Source organism: Catenulispora pinisilvae (genome assembly GCF_015356865.1).
Lineage (GTDB): Bacteria > Actinomycetota > Actinomycetes > Streptomycetales > Catenulisporaceae > Catenulispora > Catenulispora pinisilvae.
In genome coordinates this window covers 34,825-60,227 of sequence record NZ_JAAFZA010000035.1, presented here as the reverse complement: position 1 = coordinate 60,227, position 25,403 = coordinate 34,825, and the positions used below count along the sequence as shown (strand labels likewise).

Annotated in this window: 19 protein-coding genes and 1 tRNA gene; 5 read left to right on the top strand and 15 right to left on the bottom strand. The window is 69.4% G+C overall.

Translation table 11 applies throughout. The features are described from left to right. Positions 1-440: 440 nt before the first annotated feature. The 11 genes from IZR01_RS54185 to IZR01_RS12545 form a co-directional block, all read right to left on the bottom strand. On the bottom strand, positions 441-668 hold the full coding sequence (locus tag IZR01_RS54185) for a type II toxin-antitoxin system prevent-host-death family antitoxin (protein ID WP_369125359.1): 228 nt from the start codon (positions 666-668) through the stop codon (positions 441-443). A gap of 105 nt (positions 669-773) precedes the next feature. Continuing rightward, positions 774-4,649 carry a DNA-directed RNA polymerase subunit beta' gene (locus IZR01_RS12590; protein WP_194892894.1) on the bottom strand — a complete coding sequence of 1,292 codons (3,876 nt, stop codon included), beginning with the start codon at positions 4,647-4,649 and terminating at the stop codon, positions 774-776. Between the two features lie 32 nt (positions 4,650-4,681). Further along, a complete protein-coding gene (gene rpoB / locus IZR01_RS12585; protein WP_194892893.1) occupies positions 4,682-8,158 on the bottom strand; it encodes a DNA-directed RNA polymerase subunit beta in 3,477 nt (1,158 codons plus the stop codon). A 619-nt stretch (positions 8,159-8,777) separates the two neighbouring features. Continuing rightward, positions 8,778-9,161, bottom strand: coding sequence for a 50S ribosomal protein L7/L12 (gene rplL / locus IZR01_RS12580; protein ID WP_194892892.1), 384 nt, complete (start codon positions 9,159-9,161; stop codon positions 8,778-8,780). 52 nt (positions 9,162-9,213) lie between these two features. Next, the gene (rplJ, locus tag IZR01_RS12575) at positions 9,214-9,738 is read right to left on the bottom strand and encodes a 50S ribosomal protein L10 (protein ID WP_194892891.1); all 525 of its coding nucleotides are present in this window, start codon (positions 9,736-9,738) and stop codon (positions 9,214-9,216) included. A 330-nt stretch (positions 9,739-10,068) separates the two neighbouring features. Then, complete coding sequence (gene rplA / locus IZR01_RS12570) at positions 10,069-10,782, bottom strand: 50S ribosomal protein L1 (protein ID WP_194892890.1); 714 nt, start codon at positions 10,780-10,782, stop codon at positions 10,069-10,071. Positions 10,783-10,916: 134 nt separating this feature from the next. Further along, a complete protein-coding gene (gene rplK / locus IZR01_RS12565) occupies positions 10,917-11,351 on the bottom strand; it encodes a 50S ribosomal protein L11 (protein WP_194892900.1) in 435 nt (144 codons plus the stop codon). Between the two features lie 255 nt (positions 11,352-11,606). Further along, positions 11,607-13,730 carry a cell wall-binding repeat-containing protein gene (locus tag IZR01_RS12560; RefSeq protein ID WP_194892889.1) on the bottom strand — a complete coding sequence of 708 codons (2,124 nt, stop codon included), beginning with the start codon at positions 13,728-13,730 and terminating at the stop codon, positions 11,607-11,609. Positions 13,731-13,880: 150 nt separating this feature from the next. Then, positions 13,881-14,687 carry a transcription termination/antitermination protein NusG gene (gene nusG / locus IZR01_RS12555; RefSeq protein WP_194923907.1) on the bottom strand — a complete coding sequence of 269 codons (807 nt, stop codon included), beginning with the start codon at positions 14,685-14,687 and terminating at the stop codon, positions 13,881-13,883. Between the two features lie 47 nt (positions 14,688-14,734). Next, complete coding sequence (secE, locus tag IZR01_RS53185) at positions 14,735-15,004, bottom strand: preprotein translocase subunit SecE (protein ID WP_194892887.1); 270 nt, start codon at positions 15,002-15,004, stop codon at positions 14,735-14,737. A 109-nt stretch (positions 15,005-15,113) separates the two neighbouring features. Then, positions 15,114-15,186: transfer RNA gene (locus IZR01_RS12545), tRNA-Trp, on the bottom strand. A gap of 222 nt (positions 15,187-15,408) precedes the next feature. On the opposite strand from IZR01_RS12545, the gene IZR01_RS12540 reads away from it, so the two are divergent. The 3 genes from IZR01_RS12540 (at position 15,409) to IZR01_RS12530 (ending at position 19,308) form a co-directional block, all read left to right on the top strand. Next, positions 15,409-16,641 carry a pyridoxal phosphate-dependent aminotransferase gene (locus IZR01_RS12540; protein ID WP_194892886.1) on the top strand — a complete coding sequence of 411 codons (1,233 nt, stop codon included), beginning with the start codon at positions 15,409-15,411 and terminating at the stop codon, positions 16,639-16,641. 118 nt (positions 16,642-16,759) lie between these two features. Next, positions 16,760-18,544, top strand: a complete 1,785-nt coding sequence (locus tag IZR01_RS12535; protein WP_194923906.1) for an alpha/beta hydrolase — start codon at positions 16,760-16,762, stop codon at positions 18,542-18,544. Further along, positions 18,541-19,308, top strand: a complete 768-nt coding sequence (locus IZR01_RS12530) for a CPBP family intramembrane glutamic endopeptidase (protein ID WP_228554189.1) — start codon at positions 18,541-18,543, stop codon at positions 19,306-19,308. The genes IZR01_RS12535 and IZR01_RS12530 overlap by 4 nt, the downstream gene beginning before the upstream one ends. Here the strand turns inward: IZR01_RS12530 and IZR01_RS12525 are convergent. The 4 genes from IZR01_RS12525 to IZR01_RS12510 all read right to left on the bottom strand — a co-directional run bounded on the left by IZR01_RS12525 (position 19,195) and on the right by IZR01_RS12510 (position 22,977). Continuing rightward, entirely contained in the window at positions 19,195-20,757 is a 1,563-nt protein-coding gene (locus IZR01_RS12525; RefSeq protein ID WP_194892884.1) for a DHA2 family efflux MFS transporter permease subunit, read from the bottom strand. The two genes, IZR01_RS12530 and IZR01_RS12525, sit on opposite strands and share 114 nt — an antisense overlap. 195 nt (positions 20,758-20,952) lie before the next feature. Then, positions 20,953-21,819, bottom strand: coding sequence for a TetR/AcrR family transcriptional regulator (locus tag IZR01_RS50415; protein WP_228559294.1), 867 nt, complete (start codon positions 21,817-21,819; stop codon positions 20,953-20,955). 92 nt (positions 21,820-21,911) lie between these two features. Beyond that, entirely contained in the window at positions 21,912-22,139 is a 228-nt protein-coding gene (locus IZR01_RS12515) for a hypothetical protein (protein ID WP_194923905.1), read from the bottom strand. 202 nt (positions 22,140-22,341) lie between these two features. Next, positions 22,342-22,977, bottom strand: a complete 636-nt coding sequence (locus IZR01_RS12510; RefSeq protein WP_194923904.1) for a TetR/AcrR family transcriptional regulator — start codon at positions 22,975-22,977, stop codon at positions 22,342-22,344. Positions 22,978-23,111: 134 nt separating this feature from the next. Between IZR01_RS12510 and IZR01_RS12505 the strand changes: the two genes are divergently transcribed. Then, positions 23,112-23,897 (top strand): response regulator transcription factor, encoded by a 786-nt coding sequence (locus IZR01_RS12505; RefSeq protein ID WP_438939696.1) that lies wholly within the window; start codon positions 23,112-23,114, stop codon positions 23,895-23,897. An 8-nt stretch (positions 23,898-23,905) separates the two neighbouring features. Next, a complete protein-coding gene (locus IZR01_RS12500; protein ID WP_194892879.1) occupies positions 23,906-25,327 on the top strand; it encodes a HAMP domain-containing sensor histidine kinase in 1,422 nt (473 codons plus the stop codon). The last annotated feature ends 76 nt before the right edge of the window (positions 25,328-25,403 follow it).

Sequence of the window (25,403 nt, the reverse complement as noted above, 5' to 3'; positions counted from 1 at the left end):
CCGTCGCCGCCAAACTCAACCGGCGACCCCGCAAAGTCCTCGACTGGGATACCCCAGCCGAACGCCTCACCAAGCTACTGTCAGACCACACAACCACAACGCGTTGCGACGACCGGTAGAACTCGCCTTCCGGCCCCATCCCGCCCCGCCGCACCGGATCAGCCCAACAGTTGGCCGGAACCGCCGATTTCTTCACAACGCCCTTCAACCACCCCACACACAACGCAACCCCAACCGGCGACCACACCACCAACCCGGCGAACCAACCCGGCCACCGCACTAGCGGGGGCGATAGGCGTCCACGCGGTGGGCCACCGGCACGAGATCGATGACGATGGTGGCGCGGCTTGTCTTCGCCGGCGGCCGGCTCAGATCCCGATGTGGTGAGTCATTCGCCCTCCGGTCGGCGACGCTCGGCAATCCAAGCCGCCGCTTCCTCGCTAGACATCCCGCCTCCGGGGTTCGCCCGTGCCTCGGCCGCATCCTCGGCAAATCCAGGCTGCGACAGCCAGAAGAGCGTCTCCGTGATGCTCTCCCACTCCTCGACCCCCACCAACACGGCCTCGCTCCGGGCCGTTCACCGTGATCACGACGTGCTCGCGCTCGGTACTTGCCCGGCGGACGTAGTCGGCGAAATGTTCCTGAACTTCGCTGAGCGGCCGAATCATCATAGGCGCAATTCTGGCCAAACCGGCGGCCCGCCACCAAACCGAAGGGCGGCCGCTCCCCACCGGGGAACGACCGCCCTTCTCAGCGCTCTACCAACTCAGACCTCAGCCGCTGTAGCCGCCGAAGTCGTACTCCTCCAGCGGAACAGCCTGGCCGGAGCCGCTGCCGAAGCTGTACGACGAGTAGTCGTCGTCGTAGCCCACCAGCGTGTACATCTGGGCCTTCGCCTCCTCGGTCGGCTCGACCTTGATGTTCCGGTAGCGCGGCATGCCGGTCCCGGCCGGGATCAGCTTGCCGATGATCACGTTCTCCTTCAGGCCGAGCAGCGAGTCGGACTTGCCGTTGATCGCCGCGTCGGTCAGGACCCGGGTGGTCTCCTGGAAGGAGGCCGCCGACAGCCACGAGTCCGTGGCCAGCGACGCCTTCGTGATGCCCATCAGCTGGTTACGCGCCGAGGCGGTCTGCCCGCCCTCGGCGATCACCTTGCGGTTCTGCTCCTGGAAGCGGCCGCGCTCGACCAGCTCCCCGGGCAGCAGCTCGGCGTCGCCGGCCTCGATGATCGTCACCCGGCGCAGCATCTGCCGGACGATGATCTCGATGTGCTTGTCGTGGATCGGCACACCCTGGCTGCGGTAGACCTTCTGCACCTCGGCCACCAGGTGGATCTGCACCTGCCGGTCGCCCATGATGCGCAGCACGTCGTGCGGGTTGACGGTGCCCTTGGTGAGCTCCTGGCCGACCTCCACGCGCTGGTCGTCGGCGACCAGCAGCATGGTGCGCTTGCTGACCGGGTAGGCGACCTCCTCCGTGCCGTCGTCCGGGGTGACGATGAGCTTGCGGGTCTTGTCGGTGTCCTCGATCCGGACCCGGCCGGCCGCCTCGGCGATCGGCGCCACGCCCTTGGGCGTGCGGGCCTCGAACAGCTCGATGACACGCGGCAGACCCTGCGTGATGTCGTCGCCGGCCACACCGCCGGTGTGGAAGGTGCGCATGGTCAGCTGGGTGCCGGGCTCGCCGATCGACTGCGCGGCGATGATGCCCACCGCCTCGCCGACGTCCACCAGCTTGCCGGTGGCCAGCGAGCGGCCGTAGCACATCGCGCAGGTGCCGACCTTGGACTGGCAGGTCAGGACCGAGCGGACCTTGACCTCGGCCACCCCGGCCTCGATCAGCTTGTCGATCGCCACGTCACCGAGGTCGACGTTGGCGTCCAGGATCGTCTTCTTCTCGACGACGACCTTCTCGGCCAGGTTGCGCGCGTAGACCGAGTTCTCGACGTTCTCGTCCTTGATCAGCCGGCCGTCGGCGCCGCGGGCGGCGATGGGCATCAGGATGCCCTTCTCCGTTCCGCAGTCCTCCTCGCGGATGATCACGTCCTGCGAGACGTCCACCAGACGCCGGGTCAGGTACCCGGAGTCGGCGGTGCGCAGCGCGGTGTCGGCCAGGCCCTTGCGGGCGCCGTGGGTGGAGACGAAGTACTCGACCACCGACAGGCCCTCGCGGAAGGACGCCTTGATGGGACGCGGGATGGTCTCGTTCTTGGCGTTCGAGACCAGTCCACGCATACCGGCGATCTGCCGCATCTGCATGAAGTTACCGCGGGCGCCGGAGTCGACCATCATGAAGATCGGGTTGGTCTTCGAGAAGTTCGCCTGCATCGCGTCGGCGACGTCGTTGGTGGCCTGGGTCCAGATCTGGATGAGCTCCTGGTTGCGCTCCTCCTTGGTGACCAGACCGCGCTCGTACTGCTTCTGGATCTTGTCCGCGCGCGCCTCGTAGCCCTCGAGGATCTCGGCCTTCTTCGGCGGCACGACGATGTCCTCCACGGACACGGTGACGCCGGAGCGGGTGGCCCAGTAGAAGCCCGAGGCCTTCAGGTTGTCCAGGGTGGCCGCGACGGTCACCTTCGGGTAGCGCTCGGCCAGGTCGTTGACGATCGCCGAGAGCTGCTTCTTGGCCACCTCGCGGTTCTCGTACGGGTAGTCCAGCGGCAGCAGCTCGTTGAACAGCGCCCGGCCCAGCGTGGTCTTCAGGCGGAACGGCTGGCCGGTCTCCCAGCCCTCCGGCGCCACCCAGCCGCGCGGCGGCACCGCCTCGGAGATCCGCAGCTCGATCGGCGCCTGCAGGTCCAGCTCGCGGTTGTCGAAGGCCATCATGCCCTCGGAGATCGAGCCGAACGCCCGGCCCTCGCCCTTCATCCCGTCACGGTCCATCGTGAGGAAGAAGATGCCCAGGACCATGTCCTGCGTCGGGGAGGTGATCGGCCGGCCGTGCGCCGGGGACAGGATGTTGTTCGAGGACAGCATCAGGATGCGGGCCTCGGCCTGTGCCTCGGCGGACAGCGGCAGGTGCACCGCCATCTGGTCGCCGTCGAAGTCCGCGTTGAACGCGGTGCACACCAGCGGGTGGATCTGGATCGCCTTGCCCTCGACCAGCTGCGGCTCGAAGGCCTGGATGCCCAGGCGGTGCAGCGTGGGGGCGCGGTTGAGCAGCACCGGGTGCTCCCCGATGACCTCCTCCAGCACGTCCCACACCACCGGCCGCGCGCGCTCCACCATCCGCTTGGCGGACTTGATGTTCTGCGCGTGGTTCAGGTCCACCAGCCGCTTCATCACGAAGGGCTTGAACAGCTCCAGCGCCATCTGCTTGGGCAGACCGCACTGGTGCAGCTTGAGCTGCGGGCCGACGACGATGACCGAACGGGCCGAGTAGTCGACGCGCTTACCCAGCAGGTTCTGGCGGAACCGGCCCTGCTTGCCCTTGAGCATGTCGCTCAGGGACTTCAGCGGACGGTTGCCCGGACCGGTGACCGGACGGCCGCGGCGGCCGTTGTCGAACAGCGAGTCCACGGCCTCCTGCAGCATCCGCTTCTCGTTGTTGACGATGATCTCCGGCGCGCCCAGGTCCAGCAGCCGCTTGAGCCGGTTGTTCCGGTTGATCACCCGGCGGTACAGGTCGTTCAGGTCGGAGGTGGCGAAGCGGCCACCGTCCAGCTGCACCATCGGACGCAGGTCCGGCGGGATCACGGGCACGCAGTCCAGCACCATGCCCGAGGGCGAGTTGTTGGTCGCGCGGAAGGCCTCCACGACCTTCAGCCGCTTCAGGGCACGGGTCTTCTTCTGGCCCTTGCCGTTGCGGATGGTGTCGCGCAGCGACTCCGCCTCGGCGTCCAGGTCGAAGGTCTCCAGCCGCTTCTGCAAGGCGGCGGCGCCCATCGACCCCGAGAAGTACGTGCCGTAACGGTCACGCATCTCCCGGTACAGGATCTCGTCGCCCTCCAGGTCCTGGACCTTCAGCGACTTGAACCGGCTCCAGACCTCGTCCAGGCGGTCGATCTCGCGCTGCGCGCGGTCGCGCAGCTGCTTCATCTCCCGCTCGCCGCCTTCGCGGACCTTGCGGCGCTGGTCGGCCTTGGCACCCTCGGCCTCCAGGGCCGCCAGGTCCTCCTCCAGCTTCTTCTGCCGGGCCTCGACATCGGAGTCGCGCCGGTTCTCGACCTGCTGGCGCTCGACGGAGACCTTGGCCTCCAGCGAGGGCAGGTCCCGGGTGCGCCGCTCGTCGTCGACCTCGGTGATCATGTAGGCGGCGAAGTAGATGACCTTCTCCAGGTCCTTCGGCGCCAGGTCCAGCAGGTAGCCCAGCCGGGACGGCACACCCTTGAAGTACCAGATGTGGGTCACCGGCGCGGCGAGCTCGATGTGGCCCATCCGCTCACGGCGCACCTTGGCCCGCGTGACCTCGACACCGCAGCGCTCGCAGATGATGCCCTTGAAGCGCACCCGCTTGTACTTGCCGCAGTAGCACTCCCAGTCCCGGGTCGGGCCGAAGATCTTCTCGCAGAAGAGTCCGTCCTTCTCCGGCTTCAGGGTGCGGTAGTTGATGGTCTCCGGCTTCTTCACCTCGCCGTAGGACCAGGTGCGGATGTCGTCGGCAGTCGCCAGACCGATACGGAGCTCGTCGAAGAAATTGACGTCAAGCATGTGGTTTCTATCCTCCTCGATGACTCGTTCGATCAGACCTCTTCGACACTGGACGGCTCACGCCGACTCAGGTCGATACCCAGTTCCTCGGCCGCCCGGAAGACGTCCTCGTCGGTGTCGCGCAGCTCGATCATGGTGCCGTCCTTGCTCAGCACCTCGACGTTGAGGCACAGCGACTGCATTTCCTTGATCAACACCTTGAAGGACTCCGGGATGCCGGGCTCGGGGATGTTGTCGCCCTTGACGATGGCCTCGTAGACCTTCACGCGGCCGAGCACGTCGTCGGACTTGATGGTGAGCAGTTCCTGCAGCGCGTAGGCGGCGCCGTAGGCCTCCAGGGCCCACACCTCCATCTCGCCGAACCGCTGGCCGCCGAACTGGGCCTTACCGCCCAGCGGCTGCTGCGTGATCATCGAGTAGGGGCCGGTGCTGCGCGCGTGCAGCTTGTCGTCCACCAGGTGGTGCAGCTTCAGGATGTACATGTAGCCGACCGAGATCGGGTACGGGAACGGCTCGCCGGAGCGGCCGTCGAACAGCCGGGCCTTGCCGGACTCGTTGACCAGCCGGACGCCGTCGCGGGTCTTGAGGGTGTTGCCCAGCAGACCGGTGATCTCGTCCTCGCGGGCGCCGTCGAAGACCGGGGTCGCGACCTTGGTCTTCGGCTCGGCCTTGTCCGCGCCGATGGAGCGCAGGCGCTCCTGCCACTCCCCGTCGCCGTCGCCGATGTCCCAGCCGGTGGCCGCGATCCACCCCAGGTGGGTCTCCAGCACCTGCCCCGGGTTCATCCGGGAGGGCACGCCGAGCGGGTTCAGCACGATGTCGACCGGGGTGCCGTCGTCCAGGAACGGCATGTCCTCCACCGGGAGGATCTTGGCGATGACGCCCTTGTTGCCGTGCCGGCCGGCCAGCTTGTCACCGTGGGTGATCTTGCGCTTCTGCGCCACGTACACCCGGACCAGCTGGTTCACGCCCGGGGGCAGCTCATCGCCGCTGTCCCGGTCGAAGATCCGGACACCGATGATCTTGCCCTGCTCGCCGTGCGGCACCTTCAGCGAGGTGTCGCGGACTTCGCGGGCCTTCTCACCGAAGATCGCGCGCAGCAGCCGCTCCTCCGGGGTGAGCTCGGTCTCGCCCTTGGGCGTGACCTTGCCGACCAGGATGTCGCCGGGGACGACGTCGGCGCCGATCCGGATGATGCCGCGCTCGTCGAGGTCGGCCAGGACCTCCTCGGAGACGTTCGGGATGTCCCGGGTGATCTCCTCCGGGCCCAGCTTGGTGTCCCGGGCGTCGACCTCGTGCTCCTCGATGTGGATCGAGGACAGGACGTCGTCCTGCACGAGGCGCTGCGACAAGATGATCGCGTCCTCGTAGTTGTGGCCCTCCCACGGCATGAACGCCACGAGCAGGTTCTTGCCCAGGGCCATCTCGCCGTCCTGGGTGCACGGGCCGTCGGCCAGCACCGAGCCGATCTCCACCCGCTCGCCCTCGGCGACGATCACCTTCTGGTTGAAGGAGGTGCCCTGGTTGGAGCGGCGGAACTTGGCGATCCGGTAGACGCTGGTGGTGGCGTCGTCGTTGGCGACGCTCACCAGGTCGGCGGAGACCTCGGTGATGACGCCGGCCTTGTCGGCGGTCACCACGTCGGCGGCGTCGACCGCGCACCGGTACTCCATGCCGGTGCCGACGTACGGCGAGTCCGACTGAAGCAGCGGCACGGCCTGGCGCATCATGTTCGCGCCCATCAGGGCGCGGTTGGCGTCGTCGTGCTCCAGGAACGGGATCATCGCCGTGGCGACCGACACCATCTGGCGCGGGGAGACGTCCATGTAGTCGATGTCGCCCGGCAGCATCATCTCGATCTCGCCGCCCTTGCGGCGGCACAGCACGCGCTCGTCCACGTAGCCGCCGTCGTCGGTGACCGGCGCGTTGGCCTGCGCCACGACGTACCGGTCCTCCTCGTCCGCGGTCAGGTAGTCGATCTGGTCGGTGACCCGGCCGTCGACCACCTTGCGGTAGGGGGTCTCGATGAAGCCGAAGGCGTTGATCCGGCCGTAGGAGGCCAGCGAGCCGATCAGGCCGATGTTCGGGCCTTCCGGGGTCTCGATCGGGCACATCCGGCCGTAGTGGGACGGGTGCACGTCGCGGACCTCGAAGCCGGCCCGCTCCCGGGACAGACCGCCGGGGCCCAGCGCGTTCAGGCGGCGCTTGTGGGTCAGACCGGACAGCGGGTTGGTCTGGTCCATGAACTGCGAGAGCTGGCTGGTGCCGAAGAACTCCTTGATGGAGGCCACGACCGGCCGGATGTTGATCAGCGTCTGCGGGGTGATGGCCTCGACGTCCTGCGTGGTCATGCGCTCGCGCACCACGCGCTCCATGCGGGCCAGACCGGTGCGGACCTGGTTCTGGATCAGCTCCCCGACGCTGCGCAGCCGGCGGTTGCCGAAGTGGTCGATGTCGTCCTCCTCGACGACCACGTTCGGCGCGCCCTGGACCTGCGGCGGCATCTCGGTCTCACCGGCGTGCAGCTTCACCAGGAAGCGGATCGCGTTGACGATGTCGTCCTCGGTGAGCACCGTGTTGTCGATGCCGCTGGCCTGCCCCAGCTTCTTGTCGATCTTGTAGCGGCCGACCTTGGCCAGGTCGTAGCGCTTGGGGTTGAAGTACAGGTTGTCCAGCAGGGTCTGGGCCGCCTCGCGCGTCGGCGGCTCGCCCGGGCGCAGCTTGCGGTAGATGTCCAGCAGCGCCTCGTCCTGGCCGGCGGTGTGGTCCTTCTCCAGCGTCTGGCGCATGGACTCGTACTCGCCGAACTCCTCCAGGATCCGGGCGTCGTCCCAGCCCAGGGCCTTCAGGAGCACGGTGACGTGCTGCTTGCGCTTGCGGTCGACGCGCACGCCGACCATGTCGCGCTTGTCGATCTCGAACTCCAGCCAGGCACCCCGGCTCGGGATGATCTTGGCGTTGAAGACGTCCTTGTCGGAGGTCTTGTCGATGTCCTGCGAGAAGTACAGACCCGGGGAGCGCACCAACTGGGTCACCACGACACGCTCGGTGCCGTTGATGATGAAGGTGCCCTTGTTGGTCATGAGCGGGAAGTCGCCCATGAACACGGTCTGGCTCTTGATCTCACCGGTCTCGTTGTTCGTGAACTCGGCGGTCACGAACAGCGGGGCGGCGAAGGTGAAGTCGCGGTCCTTGCACTCGTCGATGGAGTACTTCGCCGGCTCGAAGCGGTGGTCGCGGAACGTCAGCGACATGGTGCCCTGGAAGTCCTCGATCGGGGAGATCTCCTCGAAGATCTCCTCCAGACCGGAGGTGGTGGGCACATCGAGGCCGGCGGCCTGCTGCTCGGATACGCGACCCTTCCAGGTGGCGTTGCCGACCAGCCAGTCGAAGGACTCCGTCTGCAGCGCGAGCAGGTTCGGAACCTCGAGCGGCTCTTTGATCTTCGCGAAGGAGATGCGGCGGGCGGCGTTCTTGGTGATGTTCTGGGCGGTGCGCGAGGCGGCCAAGAGGGGTCCTTCCGGGGCTCGGACTGGACTGGCTGTCCTTAGCGCTACCGGATGAACCTGTATCCCTACCCGCCGACGGATCCGGCGAAACCCCAGGTCGGCTGCGGTATTCACCGCGTGGGAGCCGATTGGTTCGAAGGTTTCGCGAGGCCGTTAAACGTACAGGGCATGCAGAAAGGCAGCGCAAACGAACAGTGTAGCCATCTCGGCCACGCCTGTCCAGCCCGTGCCTTAATAGGCCTGACGCGGGCCGGCCGGCCCGGTATTGGCGGGCCACCGACGCGTCGGGCAACAGACGGACAGACTAGCCGGATCGACCGACAGTTGTCGCCGCCGACACGGGCGGGACGTCCGTCCTTCGCACCTTTTTTCTTCCCGGGCCGTGCCTCGCGCTGCCTCGGCCCTGGCGGGTGCGTCTTATGGAGCTGACGTACGGAGCTGACGTACCGCAGAATCCCGCGTAGCTGGGCCGACGTCAAGAGGCGGGCGCCGATCATTGCCCTCGCGCATCCCGCGCGCATCGGCCGCACATGGTCATCACACTGGTCACGGCGGACAGCGCGAAGGACCCCCGGGAAACCCCGGGGGTCCTTCGAATGGCTCGCGCCGTGAAGCAGAACTACTTCACGGAGACGCCGGCGCCGGCCTCTTCCAGGGAAGCCTTGGCCTTCTCGGCGGCCTCCTTGGTGGCCTTCTCCAGCACGGCCTTCGGCGCGCCGTCGACGAGGTCCTTGGCTTCCTTCAGACCCAGCGAGGTCAGCTCGCGCACGACCTTGATGACCTGGATCTTCTTGTCGCCGGCCGACTCCAGGATGACGTCGAACTCCTCCTGCTCGGCCGGGGCCTCGGCGGCGGCGGCCGGACCGGCCGGACCGGCCGCGGCGACCGGGGCGGCGGCCTTGACGTCGAAGGTGTCCTCGAACAGCTTCACGAACTCGGAGAGCTCGATCAGAGTCATCTCCTTGAAAGCCTCGAGCAGCTCGTCCTTGCTGAGCTTCGCCATGATAGGCGTCCTTTCTCTAAGTGAGGTCTAGCTTGGTTTTGCCGGGTGCCTATCAGGCGTCGGCGGACTTCTTGGCCGACAGCGCGTCCACGGTGCGGACGGCCTTGGCCAAAGGAGCCTGGAAGAGCGCCGCCGCGTTCGCGAGGGACGCCTTCATCGCGCCGGCCGCCTTGGCCAGCAGAACCTCGCGGGACTCCAGGTCCGCGAGCTTGGTGATCTCCTCGGGGGTGAGGGTCTTGCCCTCCATCACCCCGCCCTTGATCACCAGAAGGGGGTTCGCCTTGGCGAAGTCACGAAGACCCTTGGCCGCCTCGACCGGGTCGCCCTTGATGAAGGCGATGGCCGAAGGACCCTTCAGCGCCGCCACGTCCAGGCCGGTGACCCCGGCCTCACGAGCTGCGACCTTGGTCAGCGTGTTCTTCACCACGGCGTAGTCCGTGGTCGCACCGAGCGCGCGCCGAAGTTCCTTCAGCTGCGCGACAGTGAGCCCGCGGTACTCGGTCAGCACGGCGGCGTTCGAGTCGCGGAAGTGATCCGCGATCTCGGCGACCGCGGCCGCCTTGTCAGGCCTCGCCATACGGGCCTCCTTCCGGGGTGTCAGAGCCGACTCCAGCCTCGACACGAAAAAACGCCCGGCGCGTCAGCGCGGGCGTCACAGGTCAGGAGGACCGTCCTGGCGGACGATCAGACTGCTTCACTTATCGCGCCTCGGCGGGTCGCTCCGTGGGAGGAGGCCTTCGACTGGTCCGGGCCGTTCGGCTCGGATCAGCGACCAGCGGTCTTCGGCTGCGTCAAGATTAGCACGGGGCCGGGGGTGGTTCTGACCACCGATAAGGCATCGAGCCCCCGTCCCGACCCGGGACGGGGGCTCAACGTATCAATGCTCTGCTGTGCGCGGGGCGTCAGCTCACGCCTCGTCCTCGCCGGCGACGTTGCGCACCCGGTTGGCGTCGACCTGGATGCCCGGGCCCATCGTCGTGGCGAAGGTGATCTTGCGCAGGTACCGGCCCTTGGCGGCGCTGGGCTTCACCCGCAGCACCTCCTCCAGCGCGGCGGCGTAGTTCTCGGCGAGCTGCTGCTCGGAGAAGGACACCTTGCCGATGATGAAGTTCAGGTTCGAGTGCCGGTCGGCCCGGAACTCGATCTTGCCGCCCTTGATGTCGTTGACGGCCTTGGCCACGTCGGCGGTGACGGTGCCGGTCTTCGGGTTCGGCATCAGCGAACGCGGGCCCAGCACCCGGCCCAGGCGGCCGACCTTGCCCATCAGGTCCGGGGTGGCCACGACCGCGTCGAAGTCCAGCCGGCCCTTGGCGACCTCGTCGATCAGCTCGTCGGAGCCCACGATGTCGGCGCCGGCCTCGCGGGCCGCCTCGGCCTTGTCGCCCTGGGCGAAGACCAGGACGCGGGCGGTCTTGCCGGTGCCGTGCGGGAGCACGACGGTGGAGCGGACCATCTGGTCGGCCTTGCGGGGGTCGATGCCCAGCCGCATCGAGACCTCGACCGAGCTGTCGAACTTGGTGACCGAGGTCTCCTTGGCCAGGCGGATCGCCGTCAGCGGCGGGTAGAACTCGTCGGCGTCGATCTTCGCCGCGGCGTTGCGGTAGCCCTTGCTGCGCTTCATTACTGCTCTCCTAGTGATGGTGAGATGTGGTCTTCACGAGCCGCGCGCGGCTCTGCCACTGGTGTCGCCGGTACTGCTGCCCACCGGGCGCGAAGCCCGGTGAGGTCACTGCTGTGTCGCCACCGAGCCAGGGCTCAGCGGTCCGCCACGATCACGCCCATGGACCGCGCGGTCCCGGCGATGATCTTCATCGCGGCCTCGACGTCGTTCGCGTTCAGGTCCGGCATCTTGGTCTCGGCGATCTCCCGGACCTGGGCCTGGGTCAGCGTCGCGACCTTGTCCTTCTGCGGGACGCCCGAACCCTTCTCGATCCCCGCGGCCTTCAGGATCAGCTTGGCCGCCGGCGGGGTCTTGGTGATGAACGTGAACGAGCGGTCCTCGAACACCGAGATCTCGACGGGCACGACCTGCCCGCGCTGCGCCTCGGTCGCCGCGTTGTACTGCTTGCAGAACTCCATGATGTTCACGCCGTGCTGACCCAGAGCCGGGCCGACGGGCGGGGCCGGGTTCGCCATACCGGCCTTGATCTGGAGCTTGATGACCGCGGTGAGCTTCTTCTTGGGAGGCATTCCCATACTCGTTTCTGTAGACGTCGCCGATAACCCCTACCAAGGGCACGACGGATGAGGGTCGCCACAAGGCAACAGCTGTCTAGCTTACCGGACCGACGGCCGTGCCCCGGACGAGGTGAGGCCCCCGCACCGGTCAGAACCGGTCCGGGGGCCTCACTACAACCTCACCGGCAACACCGCTCCTAAGAGCCACCAATCATCGGTCGCTCTAAGAAGGAGAAGCCGTGTACGGCATTACCGTGCCGCCAACCGCTACGGCTGCACCGGCTTGGGCAGCGCCTTCGCCACCGAACCGCCCGGCAGCGCCGAAGCCAGACCCGCGGCGTCGGCGGCCGACATCCCGGCACCAGCGGCCCGCGTCGCGGCCAGCTTCTTCCCGCCGGCGTCCGTCACTCCCGCGGGACCTGCGATGGCCTGCGCCAGCTGCTGGTCGATCCCGCCCGGCACCGCGGCCGGTCCGCCGAACACGAAGCCGCCGTACAACTCGCCCCGGTTCGCGTCCAGCAGCGCGGTGTCCTGACCGGACAGCCCGGTCTTCGGGTTGACCAGGAGCAGCGGCCCGTTCATGGTCCCCATGGCCGCGCCGCCGGACAGCGCGTCCGGCCACGCCAGGCCGGTGGCCACCCCGGCGGCCTGCATGGTCGGGAAGAACGCCGCGGCCACCAGGTACGAGGTCTGATACCGGTCGGCGCCGACCAGCGGCAGCCGCCAGTACCCCTGGTGCTGGGAGTCGACCGCCTTCAGCGCCTGCCCGCCGACCGCGGCCAGCAGGATCCCCGAGCTCGGGTCGAAGTCGGTGCCGAAGCGGTGCAGGTACGCCTGCGTCGCGGCCGGCATCTTGGTGTCGTTGCTGAGCACCACCACCGAACCGGCCTGGGCCCCGGCCGCCGCCCCGGCGGACAGCGCGTCGGCGAAGTCGTTGCCGGTGGCCACCAGGATCTGGCTCGGGTGGGGGGCGACCACCTCGGCGATGCGCACCGCGGTGTCGTAGCGGTCCGTGCCGGCGATCCGGTCGACGCCGAAGCCCAACGCGTGCACCGAGTTCGCGACCGCCGGGGACAGCGCCTGGACGCCGCCCAGCAGGTAGACCGTGGCGCCGGGACGCAGGATCCGCTTGAGTTCGGCGGCGGCCTGCGGGGACAGCGCCTTGGTCCCGGTCAGCAGCAGCGGGCCGTTCTCGCGGGCGGCCAGCGTCGAGCCGGCCAGCGCGTCGGCCGGCACGTCGTCCCGGGACAGCACGGCCACGTCGGCCTGTGTCCGGTAGGTGTCGTTGGCGTCGCCGTTGTTCCGCCACTGCGACTGCGACACCGACGCCGCGGTGCCCAGCCGGTCCGCGCCGGCCAGCCGCAGCACCTGCTTCGGGAACTCGGTGCGGTAGGAAAGCTGCTCCCCGCCGGTGAGCGCGCCGTGGACGGTGAGCGTGGTCTCGGCGTTGGCCGTGGCCTTCGGGTCGGTGTTCACCGCGACCGAGTGGACCTGGGCGGTGCCCTGGGTGGCGCCGGCCGGGACCGAGTTCTCGTCGAAGGCGATGGTCTTGCCGTCCGGGGAGAACGCCGGGTTGGCGACCGTGACGGTCGGCGTGGCGTCGGCACCGGTGGCCGGCGCGGCGACGAAGGTCTGCTGGACCGGCGTGGCGAGCCCGCCGGCCGGCACCGTGGTCGGCACGGTCCAGATCTGCGGCACGTTGTTCTTGTCGGCCTGCACGAACGCGACCGTGGCCCCGTCCGGGGACACCGACGGCGCGGTACCGGTGGCCGCGACCTGGTAGGGCACGTAGTTCCCGGCCGCGGTGCGGACCCAGATCCCGTCCGAGCTGTTCTGGCCGCCGGCGACCTTCGCCCGGGCGAAGGCCAGCGTGCCGACCCCGTAGTCCGGGCTGGAGTCCGAGGTCCCGGCCACCGAGGTCTTCGGCAGCGGCCAGGACTCCGGCGTGCCGTCGTCGGTGGCCGAACCGTTGGACCAGGTGGCCATCAGCTGGGTCGGACCGGAGGCCGGGGCGCCCTGGCTGAGGTCGTAGCCGGCGAAGACCAGCAGCTCGCCGGCGTAGGACCAGACCGGGTGCGCGCCGTTGGCCGCGCCCCGGGCGACCGCCTTGAGGCCGGAGCCGTCGGCGTTCGCGGTGAAGACCTGGCCGTTCGCCGAGAAGGCGTACTTGCTGCCGTCGGGCGACCAGGAGATGTCGGTGCCGGCCCACGGGACGTGGGTGAGGCCCCCTCCGACGGTCTCCAGGGAGCCGTCGGTGTGGCTGATGGTGAGCGGGCTGCTCGAAGGGACGCCGGGAACAGTGGCGTTGGCCTGCGGCGCGAGGGCCAGACCGGCCAGTGAGGCCGATACGACCGCGGCGGCGGACAACCGCCGAGACATGCGGACAGACACGTGTGATCCCCCCACGGAATCATTGGGAAACATCAAGGGCGCCCCAGGCTAGTGGAGCGCCCTATCACGTGCCTATGAGAATCACCTGAAGATCGGTCGTATCTTCGAGTGATGCTTTTGGTGGAGCCGCAACCCCTTGTCAGCAGCAGATCAACTGTTCTTCTGGATCTGGTTGAAGCTCAGCTCCACCGGGGTCTCCCGGCCGAAGATCTCCACCAGGCCCTTGACCTTCTGCGAGTCGGCGTTGATCTCGTTGATCGTGGCCTGCAGCGTGGCGAACGGGCCGTCGATGACGGTGACCGAGTCGCCGACCTCGAAGTCCAGCACCTTGACCTCGGCCGGCGCCTTCTGCTTGCCGCTGACCTCCTCGGGCTGCTCCTCCAGCAGGATCTTCACGACCTCGTCCAGGGTCAGCGGGTACGGCTCGTGGGCGTTGCCGACGAAGCCGGTGACGCCGGGGGTGTTGCGCACCACGCCCCAGGACTCGTTGGTCAGGTCCATCCGCACCAGCACGTAGCCGGGGAACTTGTTGCGCTTGACCCGCTTGCGCTGGCCGCCCTTGATCTCGACGACCTCCTCCATGGGCACCTCGACCTGGAAGATGAAGTCCTCCATGTTCAAGGTGGTCATGCGGGTCTCGAGGTTCTGCTTCACCCGGTTCTCGTAGCCGGCGTAGCTGTGGATCACGTACCACTCGCCGGGCGCGCGGCGCAGTGCCTCGCGGAACTCCTCGATGGCCTCCGGGCTGCCGGGCGCGTGCTCGCTGCCGGCCTCGGCGGCCTCCTCAGCGCCTTCCTCAGCGGTCTCCTCGGCGCCTTCCTCAGTGGCCTGCTCGGCGCCGTCCTGCTCGGCGTCCTCGGGGGCACCGGCAGCGACCTCCGCCTCGACGGCCTCGTCGTCGTTCTCGCTCTCCACGAGAACAGTCGCCTCTTCGAGGTCTCCGTACGTCTCAGACACGGTCGCTCATACTTCCTTCGCTCGGGGTGTTGGGTCGGTACGACGGCTCAGCCGAACACCCACATCACCAGTTTGCTGAACCCGTAGTCCAGCGTAGCCACGATCCCGACCATGATCGCGACGAACACGATGACCACCGTGGTGTAGGTGACCAGTTCGTTGCGGGTCGGCCAGACCACCTTGCGCAGTTCGGCGATGATCTGCCGGTAGAACAGGCCCATGCGGCCCAGCGGGGACCGACGGCGCTCGGGGCGGCGGTCGCCGCCGCGGCCGCGGTCCGGCTTCGACATCGCGGAGGTCGAGCTCGTCTCGGTCACCTGGTCCTCATCACTATCGGCGAAAGTGGCGGGTTGGCGCGGAAAGGCTTTCCGCGAACACGCTTCGCGCCCAGGTGAGCCCGTTTCCGGGCTTTCCTGGGCGCCTAAGCAGGGCCGGAGGGACTTGAACCCCCAACCCCCGGTTTTGGAGACCGGTGCTCTACCAATTGAGCTACGACCCTTTGCCTAAGCGTGCTCCACAAACCTACCTCGCCGAGGTGGGGAAGGGGAATCCGCCGATCGAGAGTGTACGGGACACGCGTGCCGGATTGCGAACGGGTTCGCCCGCCGGCGCCGCGGCCGCCGTGTCGCGCCTTGTCGCACCGCGTCGCACCGGTGGAGCCGGTGTCTCCTTTCGTGGAACGTCACCCCGGTCGGCCCGGCGGTGATGGGACCATGGGGGCATGACAGCCTCCGCAGCAGACGTTCCCGCCCCGACCAGCCGGATCTCCCGGCGGGTCGGCGCCATCGCCGAGTCCGCGACCCTGGCCGTGGACGCCAAGGCCAAGGCGCTCAAGGCGGCCGGCCGGCCGGTGGTCGGCTTCGGCGCCGGAGAGCCCGACTTCCCGACCCCGGCGTACATCGTCGAGGCGGCCGTGAAGGCGGCTCAGAACCCGAAGTACCACAAGTACACGCCGGCCGGCGGGCTGCCGGAGCTGCGGGAGGCGATCGCGCACAAGACGCTGCGCGATTCCGGGGTGTCGGTGTCGGCGAACCAGGTACTGGTCACCAACGGCGGCAAGCAGGCCATTTACAACGCCTTCGCGACCCTGCTGGACCCGGGCGACGAGGTCATCGTGCCGGCCCCGTACTGGACCACCTACCCGGAGTCGATCAGCCTGGCCGGCGGCGTGCCGGTGCCGGTGGTCACCGATGAGGACAGCGGCTACCTGGCCACCGTGGCGCAGCTGGAGGCGGCCCGGACCGAGCGCACCAAGGTCCTGCTGTTCGTCTCGCCGTCCAACCCGACCGGCGCGGTCTACAGCCCCGAGCAGGTCAAGGCGATCGGCAGGTGGGCGCTGGAGCACGGCCTGTGGATCCTCACCGACGAGATCTACGAGCACCTGGTCTACGGAGACGCCCGCTTCACCTCGATCCTGAAGGCGGTTCCGGAGCTGGCCGGGCAGACCGTGATCGTCAACGGGGTGGCCAAGACCTACGCGATGACCGGCTGGCGGGTCGGGTGGCTGATCGGCCCGGCCGACGTGGTCAAGGCCGCGACCAACCTGCAGTCGCACGCCACGTCCAACGTCTCCAACGTGGCGCAGGTCGCGGCGCTGGCCGCGGTCTCCGGCGATCTGGCGGCGGTGAACGAGATGAAGCTGGCCTTCGACCGCCGCCGGCAGACCATCGTCCGGATGCTGAACGAGATCCCCGGCGTGGTGTGCCCGGAGCCCAAGGGCGCCTTCTACGTGTACCCCTCGATCAAGGGGCTGCTCGGCAAGGAGATCCGCGGCCAGCGGCCGGCCGACTCGGCCGAGCTGGCCGGGCTGATCCTGGACGAGGCCGAGGTCGCGGTGGTGCCCGGCGAGGCCTTCGGCACCCCGGGTTACCTGCGGCTGTCCTATGCGCTCAGCGACGCCGACCTGGCCGAGGGCGCGTCCCGGTTGCAGAAGCTGCTCAGCGAGGCGCGCTGAGGCGCCTGCGTTCACCGATGGCAGGGCCCTGGCGCGAGCCGGGGCCCCGCGTCGTGATCCGCGGCGCTACTCCTCTTGATTCCCCCGATTTCGCCATTCGAGCGTTGATAATGGCGGGATGGAGAAATCGGAGGTGACGGACTTCTCCGCCGCGACCGAGCACTCCCCGTCCCCGGGCTCCTTCACAGGCCGCGTCTCCGCCTTCATCCGCCGCCCGCACTGGGATCCGCCGGACGACACCTGGGTGGTGCGCCGCTGGCCGGACCTGACCGGCTACTGCTTCGCGACCCTCTTCTTCTGGCTGTCGCTGACCCCCTCGCTGCTCCCCCGGCCGTGGATCATGCAGGGGCTGCTCGGCGGGATCACCGGCATCGCCGGGTACGGCGTCGGCTCGCTGCTGAGCACCGCGGCCCGCGCGCTGGCCCGGCGGCTCGACCGGCCGTTCAGCGCGCACCTGCGCAAGCGCGGCTGGCAGTTCATCCCGCTGGTGCTGCTCGTGGTGAGCATCGCGGTGGTGGTCTGGGGTGCGCGGGCCCAGCGCGGACTCCAGCTGCTGATGGGCCTGAGCCAGTCCTCGACCTGGAACGCCGGGCTCATCATCGGCCTGTCGCTGGGCACGTTCCTGTTCCTGCTCGTCCTGTGCCGCGCGGTGCGGCTGCTCGCACGCAAACTCGTGGCCTGGTTCGGGCGTCTGGTGCCGCTGCCGCTGGCCTACGCGGCCGGGCTGATGGTCTGCGCCACGCTGGTCGTGGTCGGGACCAAGAACGTGCTCTGGGACCGCGGGTTCATCGGATTCATCGACCACGTCTCCCGGCAGGCCAACGAGGGCACCGAGCCGGGGATCCACCAGCCGGTCTCGCCGCGGGTCTCCGGGAGCCCGCAGTCGCTGGTCTCCTGGTCCAGCCTGGGCACGAAGGGCCGCACCTTCGTGGCCACCGCGCCGACGACCCAGGAGCTGACGGCGTTCTCCGGGCAGCCCTCGCTCCCGCCGGTCCGGGTGTACGTCGGCGAGCAGGTGGAGGCCGCGGACTTCACCGCGGCCGCGGCCCTTGCGGTGCGCGAGATGGACCGGACCGGGGCCTGGAACCGCAAGGTGATCAACCTGGTCGGCACCACCGGCAGCGGCTGGGTGGACCGGAACATCCCGACCCCGTTGGAGTACATGTACAACGGCGACACCGCGACCGTGGCGCTTCAGTACTCGTATCTGCCGAGCTGGATCTCGTTCCTGGTCGACAAGGAACGCGCCGGGCACGCCGCCCGCGCGCTCTACCAAGCGGTCCACACCCGACTGCTCACCATCCCGGCCGACCGCCGGCCCAGGCTGGTGCTCTCCGGCGAGTCCCTGGGCGCCTACGCCGTGGACTCGGTCTTCACCAGCCCGCAGGCCCTGATCGACGGCGCGGACGGGGTCTTCTTCGAGGGCCCGCCGGCCGCCAGCCAGGTCTGGCAGCAGATCGTCGGCCACCGGGACCGGGGCTCGCCGATCTGGCGGCCGATCTACCAGGACGGGAAGAGCATCCGGTTCGGGCAGTGGCCGAGGTCGGACCTGAAGTACCCCTCGTCCGCACCCTGGGATCACCCGCGCGTGGTCTTTCTGCAGAACGCCTCGGACCCGGTGGTGTGGTGGACGCCGGACCTGCTGACCGACAAGCCGGCCTGGGCCTCGCCGCCGCTCGGGCCGGATGTCAGCCCCCAGCTCCGCTACTACCCGATCGTCTCGTTCTGGCAGACCACGGTCGATCTGGTGGTGTCCTTCGGCATGCCGCCCCAGCACGGCCACAGCTACGGCACCGGCGCCTGCGTGGGCTGGGCCGCCGTCCTGCCGCCGCCGGGCTGGACCGCGGCCGACACCGAGAACCTGGAGAACGTCATGGCCGCGATCAACCGGAACTGGAGTTGACGGCCCGAGCCGGCCGCTGGCTGGCCGACCACCTGCGGCGCCCGCTGGGCAACGGCCAGGCGCTGGTCTTCGCGGTACTGCTGCTGGCCGCGCTGAACTGGCTGGAGCACCGGGTCCACTGGTTCGACAGCCTGCCGGACCTGGCGATCGCGGCCGTCGTCACCGGGCTGTTCGCCGGGCTGGCCTGGTGGTCCGGGCACGCGCTGGAGGAGCTGGGCCTGGACCGCAAATCCTGGCCGCTGGGCCTGAAGTGGTCCGGGGTCATCATCGCCGGGGTGGCGGTGGTCTACCTCGGCGGGGCCCTGCTGCCGGCCACCCGCTCGCTGTTCACCGACCAGCGCTACGCCTCGCTGACCGCCTGGCAGGTCGTGGTCCGGGTGTTCCTCGACGTGCCGTTCGCCACGGTGCTGGCCGAGGAGGTGGCATTCCGCGGCGTCCTGTTCGGCCTGGCCTCCCGCCGCTGGCCGCCGCTCGGCGCCACCGCCTTCAGCTCCCTGATGTTCGGTTGCTGGCACATCCTGTCCTCGCTGCACCTGAACACCGAGAAGCCAGCGCTCACCTCGCTCCTGGGACCCACGGAGCTGGGGGCGGCGCTGGCCGATCTCGGGACGGTCGTGTTCACCGGCCTGGGCGGCGCGGTGTTCTGCGAGCTACGCCGACGTAGTGGCAGCCTCCTGGTACCGATGTCCTTCCACTGGGCCACCAACGCCCTGGGCTACGTCTTCGGCTTCCTGGTGCGGGTCGGCGTCATCCCCGCCCTGTGAGGCGCCGACGGCCGGGCGCCGACCGGGCACCAGCCACATCGCCAGCGTCGCCACCGCCAGGACCCCCGCCCCGGTGTAGGACGCCGGGATCAGGCCACTGATGAAGTGCTGGGGCGCGGACTGGGTGGCGGTCGGGTTGTAGCCGCCGTGGGCGGCGAACACCACGCCCATCACCGCGATGCCCAGCACACCGCCGAGCTCGCGCATCGCGTTGTTGACGCCGGAGGCGATCCCTTCCTGATCCCGCCGGACCGAGCCCAGGACCAGGTTGGCGATCGGCGCGAAGAACATCGCCATGCCGATGCCGCCGATGATGAAGGCCGGGAGCAGCGCGGTGTAGCTCGCCGTGGTCGAGACAGCCGAGGCGACCCAGGCCAGCGCCACGGCTTGCAGACCCAGACCGACGGTGACGATCCACTTGCCGCCGATCTTGTCCGACAGGATCCCGGCGATCGGCGCCACCAGCATCGGCATCCCGGTCCACGGCAGCACCCGCACCCCGGAGGCCAGCGGCGAGTCGCCGAAGACGGTCTGGAACAGCTGCGACAGGAAGAAGACCGCGCCGAACATCCCGAAGGACATCAGCAGGGCGCTGAGGTTGATCAGGGGGAAGCTCCGGCCGCGGAACAGGTGCATCGGGAGCATCGGCGCGTCGGTCCGCAGTTCCCAGACCACGAAGGCGACCAGCAGCGCAGCACCGGCGATGAACCCGGTCAGCACCAGCGAGTTGGTCCAGCCGACGTCCCCGCCGCGGATCAGGCCCAGCACCACGCCCAGCAGCCCGCCGGTGGCCAGCAGGGTCCCGAGCACGTCCAGCCGCCGCGCCGGGCCGCGGCTCTCGGTCAGGCCGAACCACGCCAGCGGCAGCAGCACCACACCCAGCGGCACGTTCACCCAGAAGATCCACTGCCACGAGGCGGCCTCCACCACGGCACCGCCGATCACCGGCCCGAGCGCCACCGCGAGTCCCGCGATGGCACCCCACGCGCCGACGGCCGCACCGCGCTTCTCCGGACGCACACTCGCCGACAACAACGTCAGGCTCAGCGGCACGAGGACCGCACCGCCCAGGCCCTGCACGGCGCGCGCCGTGATCAGCACCGCGATGTTCGGGGCCAGCGCCGAGGCCACCGAGGCGGCGGTGAAGACCGCGAGCCCGGCGACGAACAGATTCCGGCGGCCGAACCGGTCGCCGAGCGTCGAGCCGGTCAGCAGGAACACCGCGAAGGTGAGGGTGTAGGCGGAGACCGTCCATTGCAGGCCGGACAGGCCGGCGTGCAGGGATTGCCGGATCGAGGGCAGCGCGATGCTGACGACCAGGTTGTCCAGCTGCGCCATGAACATGGCGGCGCCGGTGATGAGGAAGGTGCGGACCGGGTGGCCGATGGTGGCGGCCCGGAGACTGTCGGTCGGGCGGCCGCGGACGGGGCCGGCGGTCTCGGTGCTCATGCTGATACTCCCCTGATCAGATTTCAGATAGTTAGCAGTCACTAACTATTCAAGGCAGTGATTGGTCACTAACTTCACCGGGCAGAGTTCTGCCCGGCGGGCAAGCTGGGATGACCGGATGGACTTGGTATAGCGGCGGTGGCGTCTCGGGTCGGCGCCGATGGCGATGGCGATCGCGGCTGGTCGCCGCGGTGTTCAGTTGTCGGTCGGGACTGTGGTGGTCGAGGCCGTGTCGGTCGGGATTGCGTTGGCCGAGGCTGCGTTGGTCGGGACGGCGTTGGTCGAGGCTGCGTTGGTCGGGACGGCGTTGGTCGAGGCTGCGTTGGTCGGGACGGCGTTGGTCGAGGCTGTTTCGGTCGAGGCTGTTTCGGTCGAGGCTGCGGTGCTCGGGGTCGCCACACCACCCAGCACCCTCTCGACGTAAGCGGCGTATGCGGAGTTGGAGGCACTGTCGGCAGGCGGCACGCAGCCCGCCGCCGCTTGGGCGTCCAGCTCCGCGGCGGAGTCGGCCGTCTCGGCGGCCTCGTGCCGCAGCACCTCCAGCACGGGCTGCCACTCCTGGTCGCGCTCCGTGTCCCACCCCATCGCGGCGATCGTGTTGCAGAGCATGCCCCTGGCGAAGAACTCCACGCGCGCCTCGACCGGGGCACCGGAGATGTTCTCCGCGTGCTGCCACAGCCGGCGCATCACGCCGCGGACCGCCTTCTGCACCTCGGGGTCGTGGCACGCGGCGAACTGCTGGAGTTGCAGGTTCAGCAGGTCGCGGTCCGCCAAGAGCAGGTCCTGGTAGGCCTGGCCCATCGCGGCCAGCGCCGCGTGCCCGTACTTGCCGTCGGCCGCCTTGGTGAACACTTCCTGCACCTGCCGCGCGGAGTCCTCCAGGGCGGCGATGAACAGGTCGCGCTTGGTCGGGAACAGCCGGAACAGGTAGGGCTGCGACACCCCGACCCGCTTGGCGATGTCGCTGGTCGAGGTGCCTTCCAGCCCGCGGACCGAGAACTCGGTGACCGCGGCCCGGACCACTTGGTCGCGTCGCTCGTCGGCGCTCATGCGGGGGCTCATGTGAAGTAAGTTAGCACTCACTAACCACGACGGCAACCCCACCGCCGAAGAGCGATGCCGCCAGGTCAGGACCGGTTGCGGGGCATCGGGAACTAGGCCGTCGGCACCGGCCGCAGGCGCACCACGGCCGTTCCCCGCGCCAACGCGCCGCGCAGCCGGTCCCGGTCGACGTTGCCGTCGGCGTCCAGGCTGACCCCGGAGCGCTTACGGTGACTGGGATTGCCCGCGATGATGACCCGGTACGGCTCGGCGATCTCCTCCTCGTCGGTGATCACCTCCCAGTCCGCGACGGTGTCGCGGCCGCGCCAGGTGATCGGCACCGGTTCCCCGGGGACCAGGTTGCGGCGCCATTTGGCGGCGGTGCCGATCAGCAGGTCGCCGCCGGACTCGACGTAGCCGACCGGCGACGGCGCGACGGATGACGGAGATGGACATGGTTCCCTCCCAGGGATGGCAGTGCACTGGCATGGTTGGAAGACCGCTGGAGTCAGCAGCCTGAAGAGATGAGTGGTCTGAGTTCGGTCAGGTGCCGTCCACGGCGTCGGCCTCGACGTCGTCGGCCTCGGCGACGGCTTGCGGGTGGGCCATCCCGTCGGTCAGGACTCTCGCCCAGCGCGGGGCCGGCGTGCCGTCGCCGGCGGCGTCGGTCAGACCGGTGGCGACGATGAGGTGGCAGAGCTGGCCGTAGGCCACGAACTGCTGCGCGGCCTGGTCCGAGGCCCCGGCGCGGTCCTGCAGGAGGCTGATCATCCGCTCCAGTCCGCGCCGGGTGGTGGCGGCGATCTCCGGGACGTCGACGGCGCTGAGCGCGTGCACTTGCAGCATCAGCAGATCGCGGTCGGAGATCAGCTGCGCGTAGGCGTCGCCCATCGCCGCGAGCACGGCCTCGGGGTCCTCGCCGGGCATGGCGTCGGCGACCGCGCCCACCGTGGTCAGGATCCGCTCGTGGCAGTGCTCCAGCGCGGCCAGGAACAGGCCGAGCTTCCCGTCGAAGAGCCGGAACACGTACGCCGGCGAGATGCCCGCCGCCTCGGCCACGTCGGCGACCGGGGTGGCGTGGTACCCGCCGCGGGCGAAGACCTTCACCGCCTGCGTGGTGATGAACGCCCGCCGCGCCTCCGCGGTGGAGCGGAACGGGCTGGGTCCGGGGTTCGTCATGGCCGCCTCCGTTGTGATTGACCAGTCACAAACTATGTGACTACTCACTCACAGGTCAATCTCACGGCAAGCTCTAAGATTTCTCCTGACGGATTCTCAGCCGTTCCTCATCAGCCCCACGGATAGTGGTCGCCGTGAGCTCTCCCACGCCTTTTCTCGCAGGTCCCGCCACGTCCGCGGGCGCTGCGGCCACCTCGGAGATCCTGGTCGTCGACGACGAGCCCGGCATCCGCGCGGTGCTCGCGTCCAGCCTGGAGTTCGAGGGGTACGCCGTCCGCACCGCGGCCGACGGCCGGACCGCGCTGACCGAGGTCGAGCGGACCCGGCCGGACCTGGTCGTGCTCGACGTGCTGATGCCCGGCATGGACGGGCTCACCGCCTGCCGCCGGCTGCGCTCGGCCGACCCGACCCTGCCGGTGCTGATGCTCACCGCGCGCGACCTGACCGGGGACCGGGTGGCCGGCCTGGACGCCGGCGCCGACGACTACCTGGCCAAGCCCTTCGAACTGGACGAACTGCTGGCCCGGGTCCGGGCCCTGCTCCGGCGCGGCGCGCTGAGCACCGAGGGCACCGAGCCCGGCGGCGCCGCGGCCGCCCACGAAGAGCACGTCCTGGAGTACGAGGACCTGCGCATGGACACCCTGACCCGCGAGGTCACCCGGGCCGGCCAGCTCATAGAACTCACCCGGACGGAGTACCTGCTGCTGGAGATGTTCCTGGCGCACCCGCGGCAGGCGCTGACCCGCGAGCAGATCCTGCGCGCGGTGTGGGGCTTCGACTTCGAACCCGCCTCGAACTCCCTCGACGTGTATGTCATGTACGTGCGCAAGAAGACGGAGTTCGACGGCCTGCCCAGGCTGATCCAGACCGTGCGCGGCGTCGGCTACGCGCTGCGCACCGCCTCCGGCGGGCGGCGATGAGACGGCGGATGCCCCTGCGGTCCCGGCTGGCGATCATGAGCGCGCTGGCCGTCGCGATCGCGATAGGCGCGGTGGCGCTGGTCTCGTACGTCGCCGTGCGGGACCGGCTCCACGAGCAGATGGACAAGTCGATCGCCGGCACCGGCGGGCCGGCCGGCGGCCAGTACTGGCGCGACCTGCGCGGCGACCGGGCCGGGGCCGCTTCGCCCTGTGGCCCCCAGCACCCGCCGAACCCGCCGCCGAACACCAATAACGAGTACCACTCGCCGGCGCTGGTCAGCATCACCTACTACGACGGTGCCAGCACCTGCGCCCTGCCCGGATCCACCCAGGTGAACGGCGCGCCGAGCGACCTGCAGGTCGCCGGTCAGCAACCGGACACCGCGGGGATCTGGCGCGACGGGATCACCACGGAGACCGGCGAGAAGGTGCGGATCGAGGTCGTGCCGGCCCCCACCGGCTCCGGGGTGTTCCTGAAATCCCAGCCCTACCAGCCCATCGACGACTCGCTGAGCAGCCTGGCCTGGCTGCTGTTCGTGGTGTCGCTGATCGGGATCGGCGGCGCGGCCACCGCCGGCCTGCTGGTCGCGCGCGCCGCGCTGCGTCCGGTGGACGTGCTGACCGAGGCGGTCGAGCACGTGGCCCGCACCGAGGACCTGTCGGTCCGGATGCCGGTGGCCGGCGACGACGAGATCGCCCGGCTCTCGGAGTCGTTCAACGCCATGACCGCGGCCCTGCAATCGTCCCGGGACGAGCAGAAACGCCTGGTCGACGACGCCGGCCACGAGTTGCGCACCCCCCTGACCTCGCTGCGCACGACCATAGACCTGCTGATCCGCTCCGAGGAGTCCGGCCGGCCGTTGCCGCCCGGCAAGCGCCCCGAACTGCTCACCGGCGCGCGCACCCAGATGCGGGAGCTGACGATGCTGATCGCCGACCTGCTGGAGCTGTCGCGGCCGGAGCAGTCCTCGCCGGTGACCGCCCCGGTGGCGCTGCACGAGGTGACGGCGCGCGCCGTCGAGCGCGTCCGGCCGCGCGGGGTGGCCCGCCAGACCCCGGTGACGATCACCGAGGACCTGCGGCCGTGGACCACCCACGGCGACGGCGCCGCGCTGGAGCGCGCGGTGGTGAACCTGCTGGACAACGCGGTGAAGTTCGCGCCGCCGGGATCGAACGTGGAGGTGCGGCTGGCCAACGGCGCGCTGACCGTCCGCGACCGCGGCCCCGGCATCGCGCCGGAGGAACTGCCGCACGTCTTCGAGCGCTTCTGGCGCTCCCCCACGGCCCGGGCGATGCCGGGCAGCGGGCTGGGGCTGGCGATCGCGGCGCGGGCCGCCCGCGAGTCCGGCGGCGCGATCATGTTCGAGCGGCCGCACGACGGCCCGGGGACGATCGCCCGGCTGTTCCTGCCCGGGACCGCCGAGGCCTGAGAGCGTGCGCGGATCACATCAGCCTCTTGTGATCACAGACCGTTGTCGAGTAGGCCTGATTCCGTGATCACCACGA

What these genes read in the sequence shown, in the direction of transcription:
- IZR01_RS54185 (WP_369125359.1), bottom strand. Translation starts at nt 668, where the DNA reads ATGATTCGGCCGCTCAGCGAAGTTCAGGAACATTTCGCCGACTACGTC.
- IZR01_RS12590 (WP_194892894.1), bottom strand. Translation starts at nt 4,649, where the DNA reads ATGCTTGACGTCAATTTCTTCGACGAGCTCCGTATCGGTCTGGCGACT.
- rplL (WP_194892892.1), bottom strand. Translation starts at nt 9,161, where the DNA reads ATGGCGAAGCTCAGCAAGGACGAGCTGCTCGAGGCTTTCAAGGAGATG.
- rplJ (WP_194892891.1), bottom strand. Translation starts at nt 9,738, where the DNA reads ATGGCGAGGCCTGACAAGGCGGCCGCGGTCGCCGAGATCGCGGATCAC.
- rplA (WP_194892890.1), bottom strand. Translation starts at nt 10,782, where the DNA reads ATGAAGCGCAGCAAGGGCTACCGCAACGCCGCGGCGAAGATCGACGCC.
- rplK (WP_194892900.1), bottom strand. Translation starts at nt 11,351, where the DNA reads ATGCCTCCCAAGAAGAAGCTCACCGCGGTCATCAAGCTCCAGATCAAG.
- IZR01_RS12540 (WP_194892886.1), top strand. Translation starts at nt 15,409, where the DNA reads ATGACAGCCTCCGCAGCAGACGTTCCCGCCCCGACCAGCCGGATCTCC.
- IZR01_RS12535 (WP_194923906.1), top strand. Translation starts at nt 16,760, where the DNA reads ATGGAGAAATCGGAGGTGACGGACTTCTCCGCCGCGACCGAGCACTCC.
- IZR01_RS12525 (WP_194892884.1), bottom strand. Translation starts at nt 20,757, where the DNA reads ATGAGCACCGAGACCGCCGGCCCCGTCCGCGGCCGCCCGACCGACAGT.
- IZR01_RS50415 (WP_228559294.1), bottom strand. Translation starts at nt 21,819, where the DNA reads ATGAGCCCCCGCATGAGCGCCGACGAGCGACGCGACCAAGTGGTCCGG.
- IZR01_RS12510 (WP_194923904.1), bottom strand. Translation starts at nt 22,977, where the DNA reads ATGACGAACCCCGGACCCAGCCCGTTCCGCTCCACCGCGGAGGCGCGG.
- IZR01_RS12500 (WP_194892879.1), top strand. Translation starts at nt 23,906, where the DNA reads ATGCCCCTGCGGTCCCGGCTGGCGATCATGAGCGCGCTGGCCGTCGCG.